The 22301-nt window shown below is 36.9% G+C and carries 24 protein-coding genes and 1 other annotated feature; of the genes, 14 read left to right on the top strand and 10 right to left on the bottom strand.

What is annotated here, in order from left to right:
• Window positions 1-77: 77 nt before the first annotated feature.
• Window positions 78-1310 carry an ammonium transporter gene (locus COE49_RS13540; protein ID WP_088231455.1) on the bottom strand — a complete coding sequence of 411 codons (1233 nt, stop codon included), beginning with the start codon at window positions 1308-1310 and terminating at the stop codon, window positions 78-80.
• A gap of 211 nt (window positions 1311-1521) precedes the next feature.
• Here COE49_RS13540 and COE49_RS13545 point away from each other — a divergent pair, with 211 nt between their 5' ends.
• Both COE49_RS13545 and COE49_RS13550 read left to right on the top strand, forming a co-directional pair.
• The gene (locus COE49_RS13545) at window positions 1522-2832 is read left to right on the top strand and encodes an alpha-amylase family glycosyl hydrolase (protein ID WP_098945925.1); all 1311 of its coding nucleotides are present in this window, start codon (window positions 1522-1524) and stop codon (window positions 2830-2832) included.
• A 51-nt stretch (window positions 2833-2883) separates the two neighbouring features.
• Entirely contained in the window at window positions 2884-3111 is a 228-nt protein-coding gene (locus tag COE49_RS13550; RefSeq protein WP_088231453.1) for a hypothetical protein, read from the top strand.
• A 33-nt stretch (window positions 3112-3144) separates the two neighbouring features.
• On the opposite strand, the gene COE49_RS13555 is transcribed toward COE49_RS13550, so the two are convergent.
• On the bottom strand, window positions 3145-3636 hold the full coding sequence (locus COE49_RS13555; RefSeq protein ID WP_001040149.1) for a YajQ family cyclic di-GMP-binding protein: 492 nt from the start codon (window positions 3634-3636) through the stop codon (window positions 3145-3147).
• A 231-nt stretch (window positions 3637-3867) separates the two neighbouring features.
• Between COE49_RS13555 and COE49_RS13560 the strand changes: the two genes are divergently transcribed.
• A complete protein-coding gene (locus COE49_RS13560) occupies window positions 3868-4722 on the top strand; it encodes a CvfB family protein (RefSeq protein WP_088231452.1) in 855 nt (284 codons plus the stop codon).
• Between the two features lie 51 nt (window positions 4723-4773).
• On the opposite strand, the gene prsA is transcribed toward COE49_RS13560, so the two are convergent.
• Together prsA and COE49_RS13570 are read right to left on the bottom strand one after the other, a co-directional pair.
• A complete protein-coding gene (prsA, locus tag COE49_RS13565; protein WP_088231451.1) occupies window positions 4774-5631 on the bottom strand; it encodes a peptidylprolyl isomerase PrsA in 858 nt (285 codons plus the stop codon).
• 128 nt (window positions 5632-5759) lie between these two features.
• Window positions 5760-5891 (bottom strand): DUF3941 domain-containing protein, encoded by a 132-nt coding sequence (locus tag COE49_RS13570; RefSeq protein WP_080743523.1) that lies wholly within the window; start codon window positions 5889-5891, stop codon window positions 5760-5762.
• Window positions 5892-5991: 100 nt separating this feature from the next.
• Between COE49_RS13570 and COE49_RS13575 the strand changes: the two genes are divergently transcribed.
• A complete protein-coding gene (locus COE49_RS13575) occupies window positions 5992-6849 on the top strand; it encodes a YitT family protein (protein ID WP_088231450.1) in 858 nt (285 codons plus the stop codon).
• A gap of 25 nt (window positions 6850-6874) precedes the next feature.
• Here COE49_RS13575 and COE49_RS13580 read toward each other — a convergent pair whose 3' ends face one another.
• The 3 genes from COE49_RS13580 to COE49_RS13590 all read right to left on the bottom strand — a co-directional run bounded on the left by COE49_RS13580 (window position 6875) and on the right by COE49_RS13590 (window position 8127).
• Window positions 6875-7072 carry a DUF3813 domain-containing protein gene (locus COE49_RS13580; RefSeq protein ID WP_088231449.1) on the bottom strand — a complete coding sequence of 66 codons (198 nt, stop codon included), beginning with the start codon at window positions 7070-7072 and terminating at the stop codon, window positions 6875-6877.
• Entirely contained in the window at window positions 7073-7213 is a 141-nt protein-coding gene (locus COE49_RS13585) for a hypothetical protein (RefSeq protein WP_000516818.1), read from the bottom strand.
• Between the two features lie 104 nt (window positions 7214-7317).
• Window positions 7318-8127 carry a Cof-type HAD-IIB family hydrolase gene (locus COE49_RS13590; protein ID WP_088231448.1) on the bottom strand — a complete coding sequence of 270 codons (810 nt, stop codon included), beginning with the start codon at window positions 8125-8127 and terminating at the stop codon, window positions 7318-7320.
• A gap of 489 nt (window positions 8128-8616) precedes the next feature.
• On the opposite strand from COE49_RS13590, the gene COE49_RS13600 reads away from it, so the two are divergent.
• Both COE49_RS13600 and clpB read left to right on the top strand, forming a co-directional pair.
• The gene (locus tag COE49_RS13600; RefSeq protein WP_000531421.1) at window positions 8617-8796 is read left to right on the top strand and encodes a YjzC family protein; all 180 of its coding nucleotides are present in this window, start codon (window positions 8617-8619) and stop codon (window positions 8794-8796) included.
• Window positions 8797-9008: 212 nt separating this feature from the next.
• Window positions 9009-11609 (top strand): ATP-dependent chaperone ClpB, encoded by a 2601-nt coding sequence (gene clpB, locus COE49_RS13605; RefSeq protein ID WP_098945926.1) that lies wholly within the window; start codon window positions 9009-9011, stop codon window positions 11607-11609.
• Between the two features lie 33 nt (window positions 11610-11642).
• Here the strand turns inward: clpB and COE49_RS13610 are convergent, their stop codons facing one another.
• Window positions 11643-11825: a YjzD family protein gene (locus tag COE49_RS13610; RefSeq protein ID WP_001211113.1), complete on the bottom strand. Its 183-nt coding sequence runs from the start codon at window positions 11823-11825 to the stop codon at window positions 11643-11645.
• Between the two features lie 156 nt (window positions 11826-11981).
• On the opposite strand from COE49_RS13610, the gene COE49_RS13615 reads away from it, so the two are divergent.
• From COE49_RS13615 to COE49_RS13645, 7 genes are all read left to right on the top strand, one after another.
• Entirely contained in the window at window positions 11982-12716 is a 735-nt protein-coding gene (locus tag COE49_RS13615) for a lipase family protein (protein WP_000028709.1), read from the top strand.
• Between the two features lie 29 nt (window positions 12717-12745).
• Window positions 12746-13618, top strand: a complete 873-nt coding sequence (locus tag COE49_RS13620; protein ID WP_098252441.1) for an NAD-dependent epimerase/dehydratase family protein — start codon at window positions 12746-12748, stop codon at window positions 13616-13618.
• 54 nt (window positions 13619-13672) lie between these two features.
• Window positions 13673-13849 (top strand): ComZ family protein, encoded by a 177-nt coding sequence (locus COE49_RS13625; RefSeq protein ID WP_001003337.1) that lies wholly within the window; start codon window positions 13673-13675, stop codon window positions 13847-13849.
• Window positions 13850-14079: 230 nt separating this feature from the next.
• Window positions 14080-15012 (top strand): beta-ketoacyl-ACP synthase III, encoded by a 933-nt coding sequence (fabH, locus tag COE49_RS13630; RefSeq protein ID WP_088231446.1) that lies wholly within the window; start codon window positions 14080-14082, stop codon window positions 15010-15012.
• Window positions 15013-15043: 31 nt separating this feature from the next.
• A complete protein-coding gene (fabF, locus tag COE49_RS13635; protein WP_088231445.1) occupies window positions 15044-16282 on the top strand; it encodes a beta-ketoacyl-ACP synthase II in 1239 nt (412 codons plus the stop codon).
• Window positions 16283-16388: 106 nt separating this feature from the next.
• Window positions 16389-17177, top strand: a complete 789-nt coding sequence (locus COE49_RS13640; RefSeq protein ID WP_098252440.1) for a DUF2268 domain-containing putative Zn-dependent protease — start codon at window positions 16389-16391, stop codon at window positions 17175-17177.
• A 142-nt stretch (window positions 17178-17319) separates the two neighbouring features.
• Window positions 17320-18066, top strand: a complete 747-nt coding sequence (locus COE49_RS13645; RefSeq protein ID WP_088231443.1) for a YjbA family protein — start codon at window positions 17320-17322, stop codon at window positions 18064-18066.
• 388 nt (window positions 18067-18454) lie between these two features.
• Here the strand turns inward: COE49_RS13645 and trpS are convergent, their stop codons facing one another.
• Both trpS and COE49_RS13660 read right to left on the bottom strand, forming a co-directional pair.
• Entirely contained in the window at window positions 18455-19444 is a 990-nt protein-coding gene (gene trpS / locus COE49_RS13655; RefSeq protein WP_088231442.1) for a tryptophan--tRNA ligase, read from the bottom strand.
• A gap of 74 nt (window positions 19445-19518) precedes the next feature.
• Window positions 19519-19735, bottom strand: a binding site (T-box leader).
• Between the two features lie 105 nt (window positions 19736-19840).
• Entirely contained in the window at window positions 19841-20221 is a 381-nt protein-coding gene (locus tag COE49_RS13660) for a DUF3899 domain-containing protein (protein WP_088231441.1), read from the bottom strand.
• A gap of 319 nt (window positions 20222-20540) precedes the next feature.
• Between COE49_RS13660 and COE49_RS13670 the strand changes: the two genes are divergently transcribed.
• Window positions 20541-22190, top strand: a complete 1650-nt coding sequence (locus COE49_RS13670; protein WP_088231440.1) for a peptide ABC transporter substrate-binding protein — start codon at window positions 20541-20543, stop codon at window positions 22188-22190.
• Window positions 22191-22301 lie beyond the last annotated feature (111 nt).

The following is a 22301-nucleotide window of genomic DNA, read 5'->3' on the forward strand; positions in this document are numbered from 1 at the left end:
GATACTAGATGGGGTATATCACCAACAAGTACAATAAAAAGAGATGCAATCTACTACTAGTAGATTGCATCTCTTTTTTAATTCACTCGCTCAGTATATTCATAAGCTTTCTCTCCATGCATCGAAATATCAAGCCCCATTTGTTCTTCGTGCTCATCGACCCGAACAGGGAGGAAGAAGTTAATCGCTTTAATAATGGCGTACGTCATGATGATGGTAAATGCATATGTTGCGCCGATTGCTACAAGTTGTTTAAACAGTAAAGTGGCATTCCCGTAAAATAATCCGTTCGCACCATCCCCGTTTACGGTAGTAGTTGCGAATAGTCCGGTCGCAATCCCGCCCCAAGTTCCTCCAATGCCGTGGCATCCGAAAGCGTCGAGTGTATCGTCGTATCCGAATTTTGTTTTTAAGAAGAACACAGCGCCAAAACATAATATGCCACCAATTGCTCCGATAAGAAGAGCGGAGAAAGGTGTAACAAATCCGCAAGCTGGCGTAATAGCGACTAGACCAGAAACAACGCCGCAAGCAGCCCCCATCGCAGTCGGTTTTGATTGGAAGAACCATTCGGAAAGCATCCAAGTTAGAGCGGAAGCAGCAGCGGCTATATTGGTATTAATAAATGCGGTTAAAGCTACGTCGTTTAAGGATAATGCACTGCCGACGTTAAAACCGAACCAGCCGAACCAAAGTAGCCCAGCGCCTAACATCGTAAATGGTAAATGGTGAGGAGAAGTACCGTTTATATTTTTTCGTTTTCCGAGGAAAATTGCTAATACAAGGCCGGCAACACCAGAAGTAATATGAACGACGTTACCACCAGCAAAGTCTAGTGCCCCGAGTTCTCTTAGCCATCCGCCGACGCCCCATACCCAATGAGCGACAGGATTGTAAACGAGTGTTGTCCATAGAAGGATAAAAATAAGGAAGGCAGAAAATCGCATTCTTTCAGCGAATGCACCTGAAATTAAAGCTGGAGTTAAGATGGCGAACATAAGTTGAAACATCATAAATAAATTGTGAGGAATAGTAGATGAGTAGTCTGGGTTTGGTGCGTAGGTAACTCCGTTTAGACCGAGCCAATCGAGATTGCCGATAAGTCCGTGCCAATCTGGTCCGAATGATAAAGAATAACCGATCATAACCCATTGAATTGAAACGATTGCCATTGCACTATAGCTATGCATTGTTGTGCTAAGTACATTTTTACTACGAACCATGCCCCCGTAAAAAAGTGCTAATCCTGGTGTCATTAACATGACCATTACTGTCGTTACAAACATAAAAACAGTATCTCCTGTATTCATTCTGTTCCCTCCTCTGATGTTACAAAAAATAACATCAATTTGTTATGTTTCATATCATATTCGAAATAAAAAGAAAAATCAACTAAAAATTCAGAAAATTTATAATTGATGTTAGAAAATCTGACATGAAGTATTTTGTGAGGAATGAAATCAGCGTATGCGCTTCGTTTGAATAATTGGTATAATATTCTTACAATTGAAAACGTGGGGGATGCATGTGGGAAAAATACGGACTAGGGAACTATTCATTTGTTTTTGTTTAGCTGTCATTTTGTTTGTGCCAATACATACTTTTGCAGAAGAAAAGAGAGAGTGGCGAGACGAAGTCATATATTCTATTATGATTGATCGCTTTAATAATGGAGAGCCGAAAAATGACAAACAGTTAGACGTCGTTAATTTAGAAGGGTATCAGGGCGGAGATATAAGAGGAATTATAAAAAGATTAGATTACATAAAAGACATGGGATTTACCACTGTTATGCTTTCTCCGCTATTTGAAAGTGGAAAGTACGATGGATTAGACGTGCAAAATTTTCAAAAAGTAAATGAACATTACGGAACGGAAAATGATGTGAAAGAGCTTGTAAAAGAAGCTCACGAAAAAGGAATGAAAGTGGTATTTCAATTTCCGCTTGGAGAAAACGAACAACAAGTAATTGACTCAATGAAATGGTGGATAAAAGAAGTCGATCTAGATGGAAGTTATGTGATACATAGTGAGAAAAAGCCGCATTCCTTTTGGGATGAAGTGCAAAAAGATATGCAAGTGATAAAGAAAGATTTTTTTGTTATGACAGATGAAGGTAGTAAAGATGATGAGTATTATGAAAGTATTGTAGAAGCATTTTCGAAAACGAATACATCTTTGACACGATTGCATGTTGTTTCTAAGGAAAAGGAGTTAACGAATACGTTTTTAGATAATCAGGAGACAAAAAGATTTACCCGTATTGCAAAAGAAAATATGTATTATCCGCCGTCTCGTTTAAAATTAGCGCTCACTTACTTATTCACATCGCCAGGGATACCGAATTTTTATTACGGAACTGAAATCGCATTAGATGGAGGGGATATTCCGGATAATAGACGATTAATGGATTTTAAATCAGATGAAAAGTTTATGCAGCATATCACTAAACTCGGTGAGCTTAGGCAAACGAGACCATCTTTGCGACGCGGGACGTTTGAACTTCTATACGATAAAGATGGAATGAGTGTATTAAAACGAAAGTATAAAGATGAGGTAACGCTAGTAGCGATTAACAATACGAAAGAGACACAAAAAGTTCCTCTTCATGCGAATTTGATTGGAGAGAAAAAGGAATTACGTGGCTTATTGGAAGATGAAATTATAAGAGAAGAAAACGGCCGATTTTATCTCGTTTTAAAGCGAGAAGAATCAAATGTATATAAAGTTAGTGAAGAGACAGGTATGAATTGGTTATTTATTTCCTTAATCGTCGGTGTGAACGTATTATTTATTGCATTTTTAATTGCGGTTAAAAAGAAACGGAAATAAGTAACTCTTTTCTTTAGTAGTTCGCCTGCAGTTTAAGAAGAGGTGAGATATTTGCAGAAAAAGAAGTGGTTCGTTCTATGTTTTTGTTTTCTTATCGTATTCGTAAGTTTGCGTTTTTGGGACAACGGTGACGATGGGGAATTTGTTCAGTGGGGTGATAGTGTTCATTCTGTTGATACGGCAGTTCTTAAGAGGAATAATATTAAATACAAAATCGAAAACGATAAAGTGTATATTCCGGAAAAATCATTTGATAAAGCAATATATTGCTGCTCATAATAAAAAACTCCTCTCATGAGAGGAGTTTTCTTTTTAGCGGTAGTTAATGAACTGTACGTCGATTGGTAAATCAGCGCTGCGAACGGCTGCGATTACTGCTTGTAAGTCATCGCGGCTTTTCGCTGTAACACGTACTTGATCATCTTGTACTTGTGTTTTTACTTTTAATTTCATTTCTTTAATGATATTGTTAATTTTTTTCGCGTTATCTTTATCGATACCTTGTTGAAGTGTTGCGCGTTGGCGAACGGTGTTACCAGTCGCAGCTTCTACTTTACCGTAGTCCAAGTTTTTAATTGGAACGTTACGTTTTACAAGTTTAGAAATTAAAACATCTTTTACTTGCTCTAGTTTGAACTCATCGTCAGAAGTTAAAACAAGTACTTCTTTTTCAAGTTTAATATCACTTTTACTTCCTTTAAAGTCATATCGGTTTTGGATTTCCTTTAATGCGATGTTAATTGCGTTTGTTACTTCAGGTAATTCTACTTTCGAAACGATGTCAAAAGAACTATCTTTTGCCATAGTTAGCACCTCCAAATAAAATTCTAATCTTTTTATGTACTGTACATACTAAAGTATAGCTGAAAACGAGCTTAGACTTAAGTGTTTTCATACTTATATTCATGTAACCTCCTTTTATTATAGTGAATTTTGGACAGTTGGACAAATAAAGGAAAAATCGTGTTATAATTAACTTTTGTTTGGAATGATAAAAAAGATAATTTGATATATATAGAAGGGAATTAAAAAAATATGTATTTGCAATTAGGAGCGATTGAACAGGTAACTGTTTTACGTGAAACAGAAATTGGATATATGGTTGGAAACGAAGAGGAAGAAATCTTCCTACATAAAAACGAAGTAGCTGGAGAAATTGAAGAAGGCGATACGATTGATGTATTCCTATACCTGGATCACCAAAATCGTATTTCAGCAACAATGAAGGAACCAATTATTACAACATATGATTGGAATTGGGTAAAGGTTGTAGAGGTTATTCCTAGTTTAGGTGTATTTGTTGATATTGGTGTATCAAAAGATATACTAATCCCGGCTGATGAGTTCCCAATTTATATGCCGGTATGGCCAGAAGTAGGCGACGAATTATATTGTACGTTAAAATTAACGAATCGTGATCGTTTAATTGCGCTTCCGGCAAGAGATAGTGATATGCAAGAGATTATCGTAGATGCGACGCCATCTATGCGCAATAAAAACGTAAATGGACGTGTGTATCGTTCACTTCAAGTAGGTTCATTCATATTAACTGATGAGCATTTCCGTGCTTTCTTACACCATACAGAAAGAAAAGAACAAGTCCGCATTGGTGAGCGTGTAACAGGTCGTATTATTGATGTGAAAGATGACGGTACAATTAACATTTCGCTTCTTCCTCGTAAAGAAGAAGGAATGGAAGATGATGCTGCAGTAATTTATGAGTATATGGAAGAACGCGGCGGAGCAATGCCGTTTTGGGACAAGAGTTATCCAGAAGACATTAAAGAGCGTTTCAATATGAGTAAAGCTGCATTTAAGCGTGCGCTTGGTAAGTTGATGAAAGAAGAAAAAGTGTACCAAGAAGAAGGTTGGACGTACTTTAAGAAATAATTTGAATAAAAAGCACCGCCTTATTTTTTATAAAAATAAAGCGGTGCTTTTTTAGTTCACTGGCTCAGACACAAGTGTAAATGTATCTTTTAAGTCGCTATCGTTTATTTTAATATTTGCCTTTTTTAATTCATCTTGTAACAATTTTTGGCTGAATGTAGGGTCAGCGATACGTTCGTCTTCCAAATTTTTGCGGATGGAGTCTTTTACTTCATTGTAAGGTTTTAAATCTTTTTTATCAGTTAATTTTATAATGTGATAACCGTTCGATGATTTAACGGGATCGCTAATTTGTCCGACCTTTAGTTTATAGGCAGCTGTTTCGAATTCAGGTGTCATTGTACCTGATGCGAAGTATCCGATGTCTCCGCCCTTCTCTTTTGATAGTAGGTCTTGTGATTCTTGTTTCGCTAATTCTTCAAATGAAGCGCCAGCGTCTAGTTTTTTCTTTATTTCTTTCGCTTCATTTTCGTCACTTACTAAAATGTGGCTCGCTTTAATATCTGGTTTATAGTGGTCTTTCACATCTTTTTCTGTAACGCTTTTCTTAACCGCTTCATTCATAGCAAGTTTGAACCTAATTTGATTTTTGAAATCAGCTTCATCTTTTAAACGGTTGTTTTCTAGTACTGTTTTGAACTGGTCTCCATATTGGTTTTTTACTTTTTCTACTTCTTTATCTACAGCGTCGTCAGATACTTTATATTTTTTGGTGATAACATCTTGTGCCATCATTTCATATAGCATGTCTTTTCCGTAACGATCTTTTAATTGCTTTTCGAAGTCGCTCTTCGTAATGGTTGAGTCTGTTGCTGTAGCGACTGTATCTGAGCCGTTTTTTTGTCCACAAGCAGATAGCATTAATATACTTATTAGTGCAGTAATAATGAAAATATGTTTCCCTCTCATGCTAACACCTCATCCGAATATGTTATCGCTATTGTAGAATATAGAAGTGAACATGAAGTGAATTTTTAATGTTTTTCCCTGTAAAATGTAAAAAAGTACATCAACAATTATGTTGATGTACGATAGGATCAAAGGTGATCGGTCTTTTTAGAATACGTACGCTTACCTTGCTGAATATTTTTTTGTTCTTGCTCATTTTTTTGTGTGCGCTTTGCATTATTATCGCGTGCTTTTTTGTCGTTATCACTCGTATGTGGCATATGTATCAACTCCATTTCTAAACGTTGTACGTTTATCATTTCCTTTTTCGTAAAGACTATGTATAGCGGTGCATTTATGAATAATAAAGGTGGATTGGAAATGGATTTAAAGTTAAATTATACCGAACTTATAAAGAAGTTAATCGTTGTAATCGTCGCAGGTTTATTAAATGCGATTGGGATGAATTTATTTTTAACACCAGCGAAAGTATACGCGAGTGGCTTTGCTGGATTGTCTCAATTATTATCGCAAATATTAGGTGATTTTTTATCCATTCATATATCTACGGGAGTATTGTTTAGTTTATTTAATATTCCTGTCGTTATTTTAGCGTGGAAAAAGGTTGGGAAGGCTTTTACGTTTTTTAGTTTTCTATGCGTCATATTTATGACATTATTTCTAGAAATTATTCCAGTTCGAGCGGTCTCGAATGATATCATCTTGAATGCAATTTTTGGCGGGATTATTTCGGCAATTGGGGTAGGGATTGCTTTAAAGTGGGGTGCTTCTACAGGTGGTTTAGATATTATCGCCATGATTTTATCGAAAATAAAGGATAAGCCTGTCGGTACGTATTTTTTCTTCTTTAATGCAATTATCATTATCGCTGCTGGCTATGTGTATGGATGGGAAAAAGCATTATACACGTTAGTTACTTTATATGTGTCAACGAGAATTATCGATGCGATTCATACTCGCCATGTGAAGATTACAGCGTTAATTGTTACGAAGAATGGAGCGGATGTACGAAAGGCGATTCATTCGCGATTAGTAAGAGGGATTACAACGATACCAGCAACAGGTGCTTATACAAATGAAAATAAAGAAATGCTAATGATTGTTATTACTCGTTATGAGTTATATGAATTAGAGAGGGTTATTAAACAAGTGGACCCAGGTGCATTTACAAACATACTGCAAACGGTCGGGGTGTTTGGATTGTTTCGAAAAGATTAAAGAGGACCAAAGCTGGTCCTCTTTTTTAATGCAAGTTCGTAATATTTTGCAATTGCTCTTGCATTTCGCGTAGCTGAACTTTTTCAGCAGTTGAAGAGTTTGCATAAGCGGATTGCAAAGCGTTTTTTGCTCTATATACGAGATCTTGTTGCTCAGCGCCACTTGAACAAGAAACGGCACTTGCAACAGCGTCTCTAGCTTGTTGGAATAGTAAGTTCCCCATTTAAACCCCTCCAAAAGAAGAGTTACTTCTCGCTTTTTCTGCCTCAGCTAATGTACCTCTGTACGGGAATCTTGCATCGTGCTTCATAATAGAATCGGCTCCTTGTTGGATAAAACGTTTTGATTTGTTCTTTTTACCCATTCGAAAAACCCCCTTTATTTAGCTGAAAACAATCGACGCGATCATGCTGCGTCTAATTATAGTATGAACATTTGGCGAGAAACTATAAGCAGGGAATTTTTAGATTACAACCCAAGAACCTCTTCTAAATATAGAGCGATACCATCTTCTTCGTTCGTTAACGTCGTATGATTAGCGAGTGTTTTTAATTCAGGGATGGCATTTCCCATTGCAATGCCGTGACCAGCAAACTCAATCATTTCAAAGTCGTTATCTTCGTCACCGAAAGCAATAATTCGCTCTTTTGGGATGTTGTAATGAGTAGAAATTTTTTGTAATCCGACCGCTTTGTTTAATCCGCTTTTCACAATTTCGATAATTGGCCAAGGTGCGCCCCATTTTCTATGGTCGATTACTTCAGCGTGCATATCAGTTAAATGTTGACGAATGGCAGTGGAATGCTCGTCATGTGCGTCAATTAATAAGCAAGTTGGATGATCATTTAAAATATTTAATAAGTCTCCTGTGAAAATCTTTGGAGAACCGAATTCGAAAATATGTTTTTTATCTTCATCAATTTCACGAACGTACACATCATCCATTACTTCAGCGTATATATTTTTTACGCCGAAATCAAAGCAAGCTCGGACGATTTCTTGCGCTGTTGCTAGCTCAAGAGGAGAGTGATGTGTTCCCCAGTTTGCATCAAGAGGATGATGTACGTAAGCGCCGTTAAAGTTTACGATAGGTGTGTTCAGACCAAGTTCTTTATAATAATCATAACTAGCGCGGAATGGACGTCCTGTTGAAATAACGACAATATGTCCTTGTTCCTTTGCTTTTTCAATTGTATGCTTCGTTCGATTGGAAATTATTTTGTTGTCTGTTAATAAAGTGCCGTCTAAGTCTAATGCGATTAAATGTTGTTTGTTCATAATTTCACCTCTTATAATAATTTTTTTGTTTCTATCTGTATTTCCGTTTTTAATATGCAGAAATAAGAGGTTAGACTCGGTGAGACCACCGTAGATGGAAAGTTCACTATATATCCATCTTACGTCCCAAAGTGCTGTGGTGTCTACTATTTATCGTTGGAAATGAAGAAAAGTCAATATCTTTTTAGAAAGTTCAAACAATGTTTCTTTCATTATGTACAAATTGTGAAAAGGGTTACATTGCTCGTATGAGGGAGCTTATAATGAACATGTAATCTTCTCGTATATGTTTGACTCTCCTTTGAAACTAGCCTAGAGTAGGTTGGTTTCTTTTTTTACAAATAGGAAAGAAATCCTTTTCTACGCTTGTGTCATTCATATATATGTACAAGAACGAGATGTAGTACTTGTTTCCTAAACATGACAGAAAAGCTTTCTTCTAAAATGGATATACTAATGAGGCAAAGACGTCATGGAAGGAGAATGGAAATGGGACAAAATCGCAGGTTTCGTTCTGGACAAAAAGCGCCAAATGATGGAATTTACGTAGAAATTGGTGAAACAGGAAGCATGGTGAAAGATCCGCAAATGGTGAAATTAACTGCCGGGGAAAAGTTTCCAGATAACACGAATCATAACCGTCAGTGGACATATAAAAGAAAACCGTAAAAGAAGCCGCAATCGTTATTGCGGCTTTTTTTACGTTACGCATTATAATTTCATTTACCGTACCGTTTTGAACAGCATCAATGCATGTTCCTGTTTTCTTTTTCCAATAATAAGTTTGAAAATACATAAGCAAATTTATTGTATAAAAAAGTCAGTTGGCGTATAATCAAATCAAAGGTCAAAGAAAGTCAAACTTTTGGAGGGCTATAAAGATGGACTTAAATCAAATGACAACAAAAACACAAGAGGCGATTATGAGTGCCCAATCTTTAGCGGTATCTCATCATCACCAAGAAGTAGATACTGTTCATCTATTACTTGCATTATTAGAGGAGCAAGATGGATTAGCAGTACGTATATTTCAAAAAATGAATGTTGATATAGAAGCATTAAAGCAAGGCGTAGAAAGCTTAATTAAAAAGAAACCTTCTGTAACGGGAAGTGGAGCAGAAGCTGGAAAATTGTATATAACAAGCACTCTGCAACAACTGCTTGTAAGAGCAGGGAAGGAAGCCGAAAAACTGCAGGATGATTACATTTCAGTCGAACATGTACTGCTTGCTTTTGCTGAAGAAAAAGGCGATATCAATCAATTATTTATAAGACTTCATATTACGAAAGATAATTTATTACAGTCTTTAATGACAGTTCGGGGGAATCAAAGAGTGACTAGTCAAAATCCAGAAGCAACTTATGAAGCGTTAGAAAAATATGGCCGTGATTTAGTGGCGGAAGTGAGAGCGGGGAAAATTGATCCTGTAATCGGCCGCGATAGTGAAATTCGCCGTGTGATCCGCATTCTTTCACGTAAAACGAAAAACAATCCGGTTTTAATTGGTGAACCAGGTGTTGGTAAAACAGCGATCGTTGAAGGATTAGCACAGCGTATTGTGAAAAAGGACGTACCAGAAGGCTTAAAAGATAGAACAATCTTTGCGTTAGATATGAGTGCACTCGTAGCTGGTGCAAAATTCCGTGGTGAGTTCGAAGAGCGTTTGCAAGCTGTATTAAATGAAATTAAAAAGAGTGAAGGACGCATTTTATTATTCATCGATGAACTTCATACAATCGTCGGCGCTGGTAAAACAGAAGGGGCGATGGACGCAGGAAATATGTTAAAACCGATGCTTGCGCGTGGTGAACTGCATTGTATTGGGGCAACAACATTAGATGAATATCGTAAATATATTGAGAAAGATCCAGCGCTAGAGAGACGTTTCCAACAAGTATTAGCAGAAGAGCCAACTGTTGAAGACACCATTTCCATTTTACGTGGATTAAAAGAGCGTTTTGAAATTTATCACGGTGTAAATATTCATGACCGTGCAATTGTAGCAGCATCCGTTTTATCAGATCGATACATTTCTGATCGATTCTTACCAGATAAAGCGATTGACCTTGTTGATGAAGCGTGCGCAACAATTCGTACAGAAATTGATTCTATGCCAACAGAATTAGATGAAGTAACGCGCCGTATTATGCAGTTAGAAATTGAGGAAGCAGCTCTTGGAAAAGAAACAGACCGTGGTAGCCAAGAACGTCTAAAAACGTTGCAACGTGAATTGTCGGATTTAAAAGAAGTTGCAAGTAGTATGAGAGCGAAATGGGAGAAAGAAAAAGAAGATATTCACAAAGTTCGTGACTTACGCGAACATTTAGAGCGCCTGCGCCGAGAGTTAGAAGAAGCGGAAGGTAATTACGATTTAAATAAAGCAGCTGAACTTCGTCACGGGAAAATTCCAGCGATTGAAAAAGAGTTAAAAGAAGCAGAAGAAATGGGCGCGCATAATAAACAAGAAAATCGTTTATTACGTGAGGAAGTAAGTGAAGAAGAGATTGCAGATATTGTTTCACGCTGGACGGGTATTCCTGTCGCAAAACTCGTTGAAGGTGAACGCGAGAAATTATTACGCTTAGAGCAAATTTTATCAGAGCGTGTCATCGGACAAGAGGAAGCGGTAAGCTTAGTATCAGACGCAGTTCTTCGTGCTCGTGCTGGTATTAAAGATCCGAACCGTCCAATTGGTTCCTTCATCTTTTTAGGACCAACAGGTGTTGGTAAAACAGAACTTGCAAAAACGTTAGCACAGTCTTTATTTGATAGCGAAGAGCAAATGATTCGTATTGATATGTCTGAGTACATGGAGAAACATGCAGTGTCACGCTTAATTGGTGCACCTCCTGGATATGTTGGGTACGAAGAGGGTGGCCAATTAACAGAAGCAGTAAGACGTAAACCGTATTCTGTTATTTTGTTGGATGAAATTGAAAAAGCACATCCAGAAGTGTTCAACATTTTATTACAAATGTTAGACGATGGCCGCATTACAGATTCACAAGGGCGTATGGTAGACTTTAAAAACACGGTTATTATTATGACTTCAAATATTGGATCTGCTCACTTATTAGAAGGGCTAGAAGAAGATGGCTCTATTAAAGAAGAGTCAAGAGAACTTGTAATGGGGCAATTAAGAGGGCATTTCCGACCAGAATTTTTAAACCGTGTTGATGAAATTATTTTATTCAAACCTCTTACAACGAATGAAATTAAAGGTATTGTTGATAAAATTGTAAAAGAATTACAAGACCGTTTAGCTGACCGTCACATTACAGTGGAATTAACAAATGCAGCAAAAGAATTCGTTGTAGAAGCAGGCTTTGACCCAATGTACGGAGCTCGTCCGTTAAAACGATATGTACAGCGTCAAGTCGAAACGAAGTTAGCACGAGAGTTAATTGCAGGAACGATTACTGACAATAGTCACGTAGTGGTTGATGTTGAAAATAACGAGTTAGTCGTTGATGTGAAATAAAAAAAGAGTTCGGATAAAATCCGGACTCTTTTTTTAATGTTGTTCTACTGGCTCGTTTGGAATCGTAGCTGAAATCGCTAGTACTAATACCGCAAGAACAACTGAGAAAATAGACGCTTGGTTAAAATCGTATGTACCGCCAGTCATAGAGCCGATTACGTAGCTCATCATATGTACAAGCGCGAACGACCAAATTAATGCCCAAATGAAACGCATATTTTACACCTCTATTCGTTCAATCTGTCCTTATTGTAACACAATTGAAAAAAGAATATAGAAAAATATTTGTAGATTTTTCAACGCAAATTTGCATTCCGTTCATACATTATAAAAGAGTGGTTTTATACGTTTAGAAAATAAGGCGGGGGAAAAATGAGTATTACGGAACGTTTTTTTTACTTAGAAAAAGAACCATGTGTCATTTATTTACCGGAGAAGCCAAATGGGTTTTCGGTTATGCTCCTCGGTGATTACAACTACTTTATTGAGAATGGTACAAGTTTATGGACACAGCATGCGGGAAGATCTTATTTTTTACATGGTCTTATTGAGGAAGGCTACACGGTCTTTTCTTCTAATTTATATGGGAGACACTGGGGGAACGATCAATCTGTTCGTCTAGCGAAACGTTTATATGATGTTGTTTTGAGAAAAGAGACATTAAATACGAAAATGCACATCATGGCAGATGGTATGGGTGCGCTTGTAGCGCTTGAAATGATGAACAAATACCCTGAAAGTATACGTTCTGTCATTATGTTAAATCCGTGTTTAGATTTGCCAGAATATGTGGAGTTCGAAAAAGAGCATAAGTTTTTTTACAAAAGATTAGTGAAGGAATTAAGTTTGGCGTACGATTCAAAAGAAGAAGAATTAGAATCAAAAATAAATAAGAAATCATTTACGCTTCTTCCGTCTTGTGTACCTGTTAAAATTTTCGTATCAACACAAGAAAAAAGAGGAAGAAAACAATTGTTACGTAAATACGAGAAAATGAGGCAATTCAATCAATGTGATACTTCTGTCTTATTCCATCTCCAAGATGTGAAATATAAAATGGTTAGACAAACGACTGATTTCTTTAAAAAATATGAAGAAGAATTGTGAAGCTCCCATATACATAAATGAGGAGCTATTTGTTTCAAGGGGAAAGGGTTGGTGGTATGGAACGCGTGCTGATTATAGGTGCACTTACGTTTGTAGGTTATCACCTTGTGAATAAAATGATCGCAGAAGAAGTAGAAGTGTATGGACTTGATTTTGATGAATTCGATAGTATGACAAAAATTAATGAAGAGAAGATATTGTTAATTGGGCGAAATGCTTTATTTACGTACTATTCCATAAGGGATGAGGATGGATGGAGATCAGTAGAGGGAGAGAATTTTGACACCGTTTACTTTTGCTTGTATGAACCGAATCAGCAAAGCGGATTTCGTAATGAAAGAGTCATATTACAATATTTAAAGCGGATGATAAAAATGTGTGAAGAGCAAAAAATAAAGTTAAATTTAATCTCTTCTATTGAAGTAGGAAGCCAAAAGGAATCCGAAAATAAACGTCTATTTTTGAAAGTGGAAGAAGGATTAAAAAAAGGGAAATTACAATATAGTGTATTTCGAGTTCCTACATTATATGGACCGTGGCAACCATCTTTTATGATGTATCATCAGCTCATTTTATCAGAACTGGATGAGAAAGAGTGCCGTTGTACGAGTGAGGAAAAAGGGGGCGATTTACTTTACGTTGAAGATGTATGTGAATACTTATGGGAAAATGGAACGAACGGGGACCATGTTGGTATATACAATTTACTCAGTGGTAAACCGTCGTTATGGGAAAAAGGTATGAGCCTTTTACGTGCAGATGATAAAGTGAGTAAAAATAGTAAAGAAGAAAGAGATGAGGCAGCCGAGGATATTTCAATTAAAAGAAATACCCCGTTAGAATACGGTTTAAATAAGCAATTGGCCCACATGAAAAAATATAAAGAGTTATACGAAGGGTAGCGCGCATGTTACACTATTGTATGTGAAAGTTTTATTGGAGAGGAAGAATAGAATATGAACGAAAAAAGCATGCAATTTTTACAAATCGCAATGAAGCATTTACCAGAAGCAAAGGCAATTTTAGATTCTAATGGAATTGCACTTGATATGGAGAAAGCACAACCAGTGTTAGAGTTATTGATGAAAGTAATGAACGAAGCATATGAGCTTGGGAAAGCAGATAAAGAATAAAACCCTTCTTTTTGAGGGGAGAGAGGCTCGAACCGTGGTTAGAAGCGGTCAGGGCCTTTTTATTTGGAATGAAACAAGAAAAGGTATGTTTCTGTTTCTTTTAATGAAAAATAAAGTGAATAATGCGTTAGCCTTATGTTTTGGCTGAAATATATTCTAGACAAAAATACATTTATGTTTTAAAATTAGTACCAAGTCATAATAATTGATATAAAACGGAGGGCTGCGATGTGAGCGTGGGCATTTTAGGGATCGGAAGATATGTGCCAGAAAAAGTAGTCACAAATCACGATTTAGAGAAAATAATGGATACATCCGATGAATGGATTCGTACGAGAACGGGAATTGCAGAAAGACGCATTGCCGATGATACAATAGATACTTCATATATGGCGGTAGAGGCTTCTAAGAAAGCACTTGAAGACGCTGGGATTAGCGGAGAGGACATCGATCTTATTTTAGTAGCGACAGTAACGCCAGATCGTGCTTTTCCAGCAGTGGCTTGTGTGATTCAAGAAGCAATTGGGGCGAAACATGCAGCTGCAATGGATTTAGGTGCAGCGTGTGCTGGTTTTATGTACGGAATGATTACAGCGCAGCAATTTATTCAAACGGGAACTTATAAAAATGTATTAGTAGTTGGTAGTGATAAACTTTCTAAAATTGTAGACTGGAATGATCGCAATACAGCAGTATTATTTGGAGACGGAGCCGGTGCTATCGTAATGGGAGCTGTTTCAGAAGGAAGAGGCGTTCTATCTTTCGAATTAGGAGCAGACGGAAGTGGCGGTAAGCATCTTTATCAAGATGAGTATGTTATGATGAATGGCAGAGAAGTCTTTAAATTTGCCGTTCGTCAACTTGGTGATTCATGTCTTCGCGTTTTAGATAAGGCTGGTCTTACGAAAGAGGATGTGGATTTCTTAGTGCCGCATCAAGCGAACATTCGTATTATGGAATCGGCAAGAGAGAGGTTGAATTTACCACAAGAAAAAATGAGTATGACAATTGAAAAGTTTGGTAATACATCAGCTTCGTCAATTCCAATTGCAATGGTAGAGGAATTGCAAAATGGACGTATTCAAGACGGTGATTTAATTATACTTGTTGGTTTCGGTGGCGGATTAACATGGGGAGCAGTCGCTCTTCGTTGGGGTAAATAAGGACTGAGAGAAAAAAAGGAGTGTATTTTGTATGGAAAAAAAGAGGGTCGTAATTACAGGACTAGGAGCTGTTACACCGGTCGGAACAGATGTTGAAACAGCATGGGAAAACATTAAAAAGGGTGTATCTGGAATCGGACGACTTACAAGAATTGATCCAGAAATGTTTCCAGCAAAAGTAGCAGCAGAAATTAACGACTTTGAAGTCGAGAAATATATTGATAAAAAAGAAGCGCGTCGTATGGATCGCTTTACGCAATATGCAGTAGCAGCAGCGAAAATGGCAGTTGCAGATGCAAAGCTTGAGATTACAGAAGAAAACGGACCTCGAATTGGTGTGTGGATTGGTTCTGGTATTGGTGGTATGGAGACATACGAAGAACAATTTAAAGTTTTTACTGAGAAAGGCCCGCGCCGCGTGAGCCCATTCTTCGTACCGATGATGATTCCAGATATGGCAGCAGGTCAAGTATCAATCGCAACAGGAGCGAAGGGAATCAATACTTGTTCTGTAACAGCTTGTGCATCTGGTGCAAACTCAATTGGTGATGCATTTAAAGCAATTCAGCGCGGTGATGCTGACGCAATGATAACAGGTGGAGCAGAAGCGCCGTTAACAAGTATGGCATTCGCAGGATTCAGTTCAGCGAAAGCTTTAACATTTAATGAAGATCCAGCAACAGCTTGCCGCCCGTTCGATAAAAACCGTAGTGGTTTCGTAATGGGTGAAGGTTCAGGTATTCTCGTTCTTGAAGAATTAGAGCACGCATTAGCTCGTGGCGCTCGTATTTACGCGGAAATCGCTGGCTATGGTGCAACTGGTGATGCATTCCATATTACAATGCCTGCTCCTGGCGGTGAAGGCGGCGTGCGTGCAATGCGTCAAGCTTTAGCAGATGCAGGTCTACAGCCAGAGGACATCGATTACATTAATGCGCACGGTACAAGTACAGATGCGAATGAAAAGTATGAAACGATGGCAATTAAAGAAACGTTCGGTGAGCATGCGTATAAAGTAGCAATTAGCTCAACGAAATCAATGACAGGTCACTTATTAGGAGCGGCTGGTGCTGTTGAAGCGATCTTCTCGATTAAATCAATTACAGACGGAGTAATTCCTCCAACAATTAACTATGAAACACCAGATCCAGAATGTGACTTAGATTACGTACCGAATAATGCGAGACAACAAGAAGTAAACGCAGTATTAAGTAACTCACTAGGATTCGGCGGTCATAATGCAGTATTAGTATTTAAATCGTATAAATAATAGATGAAATAAGGTGTTTTTTCGTAACAAACTACGAAAAAACACCTTATTTATTTTTACGTCTTTTTTCCTTTTTGCATATACATAAGAAAAAGGAGGGATAAAGATGGGGATTGTTGAAACAGCTGAGTGGTTACATCTATATTACGGACGGCCAGAAAAACTGTGTGAAAAATTTACGAAGTATATCCCATTGCCGAAAGAAAGATTGTATCGATTTTTAATTTCTAAAGGTATGTATCGCCCAGTCATGCGAGGAGAAAAAGAAATTAAAGAGTTAGAGAAGAAGGAAATTTGGAAAGAGTTAAGTATAGAGTATGATAAATTGAAAAATTGGTTAAAAGGTCCGGATGTCCCTATCTTTATTTTATTATCAGATTCCTATAATCGAACTGTACAAGAAGAATATAACGGGAAAGCAGGGCTTTCGATGCGCCACGTTATTTTCTTGTTCGTATGTGGGCGGAATTCTTTAGAAGAGTTAAAAGCGTTATTGGCACATGAATATCATCATATATGCAGGTTACATCAAATTGAAACGAAAGAAACAGAGTATACATTACTTGATACGATGATCATGGAAGGGTTAGCTGAGCAAGCAGTAGCGGAAAGGTATACAGAAAAAAACAATGCACCGTGGACGACGTACCTTTCAAAAGAAGAAGCACTTTATTATTGGAGGAACGTTGTACACGAAAGAATAACGATAAAACGGGGAACAAGGGAGCATGACATCTTATTAAATGGCCTTCATTCCTATCCGAAAATGCTTGGTTATGCACTTGGCTTTCATATTGTAAAAGATTGTGTAGCATTGGAAGAAGATACACTATCTTTATTACCTATAGATGCGAAAGAAATATTGAGTAAAGCAAATACGTTTCATGTGCCATGAAAAACAGGAGATATGGCTCCTGTTTTTTTAAATAGTATAGAAGAAAAAATAATAATTAGAATATATTTCCTTAAGTGGAATAAAGTTAAGCAAAAATGAACATAATGATTGGTACAAACAGTAGTGAAGTGAGGGGTAGAGAATGTTATATCTACATGATGTATGGGTAAATTGGTTTGAAGGTGAAGAAAATGGGTATAACGTTTGTCATTTTTACGAATGGCGGAAAGATGATACGATTGAACTATTAGATCAAGTGCCATTATTAAAAGTAGATTCCACATTATATCATTACATCGAGAACGAATTGTTAGAGCTTCCGCAAAAGTTATTGGAAGACGTACATCATAAGGCTTATATTCGTAAAAATCACGAACGTTTGCAACAAGAATATTGTTTTGTAGTTACAGATGGTAAAGGAATTATTGCGATTGATTCAATTGGTTACAATGTACCAATTCGAAAAAGCAGACTTATACCTCGCCAAGAGCAGATGGTATATGAGATGGTAGAAAACGTACAAGCAGAAAAGTATGAGTTCCAAGTGGAAGAAACAGAAAAAGAGCATCATATTTTATCGCCATCTCCTTTTATTATGAATGGTTTGACTCGTAAAGAAAGACAGTTAAAACAATTATTATTTATGGCGTTAGATCAATTACATACAACGAAAAATACAGCTGAGATTCGCTATTGGTACACAGAGTGGGATCCATCAGCATATGGAACGGTTCAACATATGGAGTTTGAAGATATTTGGGCTAGATTATATGATGAAGCGAAATCAGGCTGGTCTGAGAAGCATCAGCAATTATGCGAGCGCCTTGTAAAAGGACAGCCATTTTTTGAAAAGTTATGGGAAATGGAAAATGAGCAGAAGGTAAATTAAAAAAACCGCCAATTGGCGGTTTTTTTTATGGATTCGGCAAGAATGCTCGGTGGCTTCGCGCCTTCCTGCGAGGCAAAAAACGCCTCTACGTCAGGAGCTCCATCCCCCTCACATTCTAAGCGAGCCGCCTCCGCTTTTTATGAAATCCAGCTCCAGCGGCAAGCTCTTCGTGTCTAAGAACCTTCCGCATAAGAAGGCAAAAAGCGCCTTTTATGCGAAAGAACCTTAGCCAGTCAGAGCTGAACGAGCCGCTTCCGCTTTATATGAAATCCAGCTCCGGCTCCTAGCCCTTCGCGTCTAAGAACCTTCCGCATAAGAAGACAAAGAGCGTCTTCTATGCGAAAGAACCTTAGCCGTCAGGGCTAAACAGTCGCCTCCGCTTTTTATGTTACCTACGCTTTCTACTTAATCCCATTGCGTTTTCTACTTTGCGTAGTTGTTTGAATGCAACGCGGTTTGCTTTTTCGGCACCTTTGTCTAGAATTTCGTCTAGTTCTGGTGAGTTGATTAGTTCGTTATATTTGTCTTGGATTGGGCGAATTGCTTCTACGACTACTTGTGCTAGGTCGCCTTTGAAGTCACCGTATCCTTTTCCTTCGTACATTGCTTCTATTTCTTCAACTGTTTTTCCTGAGAATGAAGAGTAGATTGTTAATAAGTTAGAGATACCAGGTTTGTTTTCTTTATCAAATTTCACGATACCTTCAGAATCAGTTACGGCACTTTTAATTTTCTTTTCAATTGTTTTTGGCTCATCAAGCATACTGATCATCGATTTTGGGTTTGGATCAGATTTACTCATTTTTCTCGTAGGTTCTGTTAATGACATAACGCGAGCTCCTACTTTTGGAATGCGAATTTCTGGCATTGTGAAGATTTCACGGTAACGTTTGTTGAAACGGTCTGCTAGGTCACGTGTCAATTCGATATGTTGCTTTTGGTCGTCACCAACTGGTACGATTTCAGTGTTGTAAAGTAAAATGTCAGCAGCCATTAATGGTGGATACGTAAGTAATCCAGCTGGAACTGAATCTCTACCTGATGCTTTATCTTTATATTGTGTCATGCGCTCTAATTCCCCAACGTAAGCAACAGATTGCATAATCCATCCTAATTGAGCGTGTGCTGGTACTTCTGATTGTACAAATAAAGTAGCTTTTTCAGGATCGATGCCGCATGCAACATATAAAGCTGCAAGACTGCGGATATTTTTACGAAGTTGTACGGAATCTTGAGGTACTGTAATAGCATGTTGGTTTACAATACAGAAATAACAGTCGTGTTCGTTTTGGAGTTCTGTAAATTGCTTCATAGCTCCTAAATAGTTTCCAAGTGTAATCGTTCCACTCGGCTGAATACCAGAAAAGATAACTGACATAAGTAATTCCTCCTAAAATTGAATGCGTGATAGGGAAGAGAAGGCAAACAAAAAAGCCCATTCATCCCAAAAATGATAGGGACGAATGGACCGCGGTACCACCCTAATTATTTCACTACTGTGAAATCTCTTTAATCCATAATAACGTTTGGATATAACGCCAAAGCCTACTACTTTCGGTTCGGTTTGGTGCTCAAAAGCCCATTCCACATTGTACAATTACTTGTTCACACCAACCACAAGCTCTCTGAAATTGCCTCAATATGTACTCTTCTTTGTCATCGCATACATATAAATTTATTTATTGTTACTTGAGCTCTTTTAATATGAAAGAACTAAAGTTTTATAACAAAATGTTTTGCTGATAATTATATCATATGGGCTAGTGTTTGCAAACTACATCAAAATAGTAAAGCTAATGAGAGTCGAGAACACCCCAAGTACGATGCCTGTAATACATATAGGATATGTCCATTTGAATGAATATGTTTTATAAATACGTTCTTTCTTATTAACAGGTTCCTCTGCTTCTTCAATTAAAGAGTCTATTTTTTTGTTCGTACCAAATACTTTTTGGAAAGCATACATGGTTACATTAAAAAATCCATTTTGAAATATGTATAAAAAACCACCAACCAGAATAAAAAATAGTGCGATATAAAACGAGATATTGACAAAATTCAACAAAAATTGAGATGAAATGAGGAATGCGCCAATACTAGAAGCAATGATCGCTATAAAAATTAGTATACAAGTATGGAAAAAAACTTTATTCAAAATATTCCCCTCCGTCAAAATATTACTAGAATTATTATACTATAAAAGCTATAATAAGTACTAGAAATAATTTTTTGAAAATTATACGCAATTAAAGGTCTGATTTCAAGATGATGGTAGCAATGTTAACGTATCCCTTTACAGAAAAATAAAAAAATAAACATTTTATTAAAAATTTTAACAAAAAAACAAAAAACTATATTCACAATCGTCGTATTATATGTATAATGAAAATTGTAGAAACTTGGAGATTATTCTTTCAATTCTACTTTTTAACAAGTGGGGGTACAGGAAGTGCAATTAGGGGAGGCAACACAACATGAAGAAAAAGATACCGTTATTACTTGCATCAACTTTAACTGCAAGTATGTTGCTTAGCGCGTGTAGCTACGAAAAAGATGACGCAAAAGCAAAAGGGAAAGAGAATGCTACTAGTAGTAGTAATGGAAAACAGATTCTTAATTTAACAGAGTTATCTGAAATTCCGTCAATGGATGCATCATTAGCATCTGATTCTTCATCTTCTACAGCATTAAATAACACGATGGAAGGTTTATATCGTATCGGCAAAGATCAAAAGAGAATGCCGGGAATTGCTGAAGATGTCGAAAAACTAGATGATGGGAAGAAATACATATTTAAATTAAGAAAAGATGCGAAATGGTCGAATGGGGAACCTGTAACAGCGAAAGACTTTGTGTATTCATGGAAAAGAGCAGTAAATCCAGATACAAAAGCGACGTATTCGTACATTATGTTTGATATTAAAAATGCAGAGAAGATTCATAAAAAAGAATTACCTGCTGATCAATTAGGTGTAAAAGCGATTGATGATTATACATTAGAAGTGGAATTAGACAACCCTGTTCCTTACTTTATCGATTTAACAGTTTATCCAGTATTTTACCCACTGAATGAAAACTTTGTAAAAGCACAAGGTGATAAATTCGGTTTAGAGGCAAATACAACACTATATAACGGGCCATTCGTAATGAGTGATTGGAAACATGAACAAAGTTTCCAATTCAAGAAGAACCCTTCATATTGGGACAATAAAACGGTTAAAATCGAAGAGATTAATTTTAATATTGTAAAAAATACAGCAACTGATGTGAATTTATATGAGACAAACGCGATTGATCGTGCGGCTTTAACGTCGGAATTTGTTGATAAATTTAGACAAAGCCCAGAGTTCGAAACAAGAAAAGAAGCAGGTGTTGCTTACTTAAGATTTAATCAAAGTAATCAATACTTAAGTAATAAAAACTTAAGAAAAGCAATTTCAATGTCATTTGACCGTGATAACATTGCAAAAGTTATTTTAAATAACGGTGCAATTGGAGCTTACGGATTTGTTGGAAAAGATTTCGCTGAAGGCCCGAATAAAAAAGACTTCCGAGATGAAAATGGAAAGTTAGTTGAAACAAATCCAAAAGAAGCGAAAAAGCTTTGGGAAACAGCGAAGAAAGAGCTTGGCACTGATAAAATCGAACTAGAATTCTTAAACTTCGATAATGAAGATGCTAAAAAAATTGGCGAATTCTTAAAAGGTGAGATGGAAAAGAACTTACCTGGTTTAACGATTAAAATGAAACAACAGCCATTCGCACAAAAAAATAAATTAGAAGATTCTCAGCAATATGATATTGCGTATGGTATTTGGGGACCAGATTTCCCAGATCCAATCTCATATTTAGATATGTTTGTTACGAATGGTTCTCAAAATAAAACAGGATATTCTAATCCGAAATATGATGAGTTAATTCTAAAAGCTAAAACAGATACAAAAGATTTACAAGCTCGCTGGAACGACCTTTTAGAAGTAGAGAAAATGCTAGTTAAAGAGGATGCGGTTATCGCTCCGATCTTCCAAAAAGGCTCAGCGTATGTAGTAAAAGGTGCTGTAAAAGATATTATCCCAATCAACTATGGGGGTAAATTAACTTACAAATGGGCATCTGTTGAATAAAAATAATCTTTTTTTCCATCGTTTACAGGGGTATGTGCCTATGATGGGCATATGCTCTTATTTTAAAAAAATAAAAGTAAGAATATTTTAAACTATCTTATTGCTTTTGAG

The sequence above is a fragment of the Bacillus sp. AFS029637 genome, assembly GCF_002584985.1.
Taxonomy (GTDB): Bacteria; Bacillota; Bacilli; order Bacillales; family Bacillaceae_G; genus Bacillus_A.